3 protein-coding genes are annotated in these 2,613 nt (G+C 69.7%); all 3 read left to right on the forward strand.

Annotation, left to right across the window (positions count from 1 at the left end; translation table 11 throughout):
• The coding region (locus AC1D01_RS29390; RefSeq protein ID WP_477872719.1) for a hypothetical protein at positions 1–533 on the forward strand (533 nt) is incomplete at its 5' end.
• A 127-nt stretch (positions 534–660) separates the two neighbouring features.
• The gene (locus AC1D01_RS29395) at positions 661–1,842 is read left to right on the forward strand and encodes an MFS transporter (RefSeq protein WP_477872721.1); all 1,182 of its coding nucleotides are present in this window, start codon (positions 661–663) and stop codon (positions 1,840–1,842) included.
• A 126-nt stretch (positions 1,843–1,968) separates the two neighbouring features.
• Positions 1,969–2,613: SDR family oxidoreductase (locus AC1D01_RS29400; RefSeq protein WP_477872723.1), on the forward strand; the 645-nt coding region annotated here is incomplete at its 3' end.

The following is a 2,613-nucleotide window of genomic DNA, read 5'->3' on the forward strand; positions in this document are numbered from 1 at the left end:
TCGGCGTCGGCGTGTCGGGCACCGTGCTCGAGAACCGCAGCGTCTGGGAGAAGGCGGCCGGCGGCAGCAGCGTGCCRTCGACGATCGCGGTGCCGTCGCTGCGCGCCCACAAGGGGCTGCCGTTCGACATCGACGTCGGCGTGTCGGTCGCGCGCGTGCCGTCGGCCGGCATCACCGTCACCGGCGGCGAGCTGCGCTGGGCGCCGCTGGCCGGCAACGCGGTGCTGCCGGCAATCGCGCTGCGGGCCAGCGCATCGGCCATGTCGGGCGTCGACCAGCTGAAGCTGCGCACGCTCGGTTTCGACGTCTCGGTGTCGAAGGGCTTCCTGTTCGCGACGCCGTACGCCGGCCTCGGCACCGTCAACGTGAAGAGCAAGCCCGAGGCGTCGTCGCTGAAGGGCGATGAGGACTTCAACCTCGCCAAGGTGTTCRCCGGCGTGAACCTGAACTTCGGGCTGGCGAACCTCGCGTTCGAGGCCGACAAGACCGGCAAGGCGACCAGCTACAGCGCGAAGTACGGCTTCCGGTTCTGATTCGTAGCCCGGATGGCAATCCGGGAGCGGCGACGCGCGTGAGGACGATCCCCGGATTGGCATCCGGGCTACGGGCCGTTCCGGTTACATTGATCCGATGTCGTCGACACCTCCTGCCCCGCTCTCGATGAAACAGGTGCTGCTGTGCGGCGCCATGATCGTCACGCTGTCGATGGGCATCCGCCACGGCTTCGGCCTGTGGCTGCAGCCGATCACGATGGACCGCGGCTGGACGCGCGAGACCTTCGCGTTCGCGCTCGCGGTGCAGAACCTCGCCTGGGGCGTCGCCGGCCCGTTCGCCGGCGCGCTGGCCGATCGCTTCGGCGCCTTCCGCGTGCTGATCGTCGGCAGCCTGCTCTACGCCGGCGGGCTGGTGCTGATGGGCCTGTCCACCTCGGGCCTCGCCTTCACCGGCAGCGCCGGCCTGTTGCTCGGCATGGCGCAGTCGGGCACCACCTACGCGGTGGTCTACGGCGTGATCGGCCGCAACGTCGCGGCCGAGAAACGCAGCTGGGCGATGGGCGTGGCCGCCGCGGCCGGCTCGTTCGGCCAGTTCCTGATGGTGCCCACCGAGAACTGGCTGATCGGCCACCTCGGCTGGCAGCAGGCCCTCTTCGTGCTGGGCTGCGTGGCGCTCGCCATCATCCCGCTGGCCAGCGGCCTGAAGGAGCCGAAGTTCGTCGTCAACCCGCTGCAGCAGAGCCTGGGCGCCGCGCTGCGCGAGGCCTTCGCCTACCCGAGCTTCCTGCTGCTGATGGCCGGCTACTTCGTCTGCGGCTTCCAGGTGGTGTTCATCGGCGTTCACATGCCCAGCTACCTGAAGGACCACGGCCTGTCGCAGGACGTGGCCACCGGCGCACTCGCGCTGATCGGCCTGTTCAACGTGATCGGCACCTACACCGCCGGCACGCTCGGCCAGCGCCTGCCCAAGCGCTACATCCTGTCGACGATCTATGCGCTGCGCTCGGTGGCGATCGTCATCTTCCTGAGCGTGCCGCTGTCGCCGACCAGCGTCTACGTGTTCGCCTCGGTGATGGGCGTGCTGTGGCTGTCGACCGTGCCGCCGACCAATGCGGTCGTCGCGCAGATCTTCGGCGTGCGCTATCTGTCGATGCTGGGCGGCTTCGTGTTCCTGAGCCACCAGGTCGGCTCGTTCCTCGGCGTCTGGCTGGGCGGCAAGCTGTACGACAGCACCGGCAGCTACGACGTGGTGTGGTGGATCGCGGTCGGGCTGGGCGTGTTCGCCGCGCTCGTCAACCTGCCGGTGCGCGAATCGGCGATCGTGCGGGCGACGCCGCAAGCGGCATGAAAGAGGGCATGGTCAGGATGCTGATCTGGTTGGCGGTCGGCGTCGGGCTGGTGCTCGTGTTCGTGGCCTACCTGCGCCCCGAGATGGCCTTCACGCTCGCCAACCAGCTGTGGAACTGCTTCTGACATGTACGTCGTCGTGATCACCGGCGCCTCCGACGGCATCGGCGCCGAGATGGCCCGGCAGTGGGCCGCGCGCGGCAAGGCCAACATCGCGCTGGTGCTGGCGGCGCGCAACGTCGAGAAGCTTTCGGCCGTCGCCGCCGAGTGCCGCATGCACGGCGCGCAGGCGCTGGTGCAGCGTTGCGACGTGAGCGTGCAAGCCGACTGCACCGCGCTGGTCGATGCGACGATGGGCGCCTTCGGCCGTCTCGACACGCTGGTCAACAACGCCGGCATGTCGGCCCAGGCGCTGCTGCGCGACGTGGCCGACCTCGGCTGGTACGAAGACCTGATGCGCGTGAACCTGTGGGGCAGCGTCTGGTGCACCCACGCGGCGCTGCCGCACCTGAAGACGAGCTACGGCCGCATCGTCGCGGTGTCCAGCCTGGCCGGGCTGGTCGGCGTGCCGGGGCGCACCGCCTACGCGGCCACCAAGTTCGCGATGACCGGCTTCTTCGAGTCGCTGCGGCCGGAGATCGGCCGCCAGGGCATCAGCGTGACGATCGCCTACCCGGGCGTGGTGGCCAACGAGATCCGCCGCCGCGGCTACGACGCCAGAGGCCGGGCCGCCGGCCGCTGCGGGCTGGAAGAATCGGCGGCTATGCCGGTC

It is taken from the genome of Rhizobacter sp. P3_B12, from assembly GCF_056402895.1.

Coding starts and splice junctions, on each gene's coding strand:
- AC1D01_RS29395 (WP_477872721.1), top strand. CDS start 661: ATGAAACAGGTGCTGCTGTGCGGCGCCATGATCGTCACGCTGTCGATG.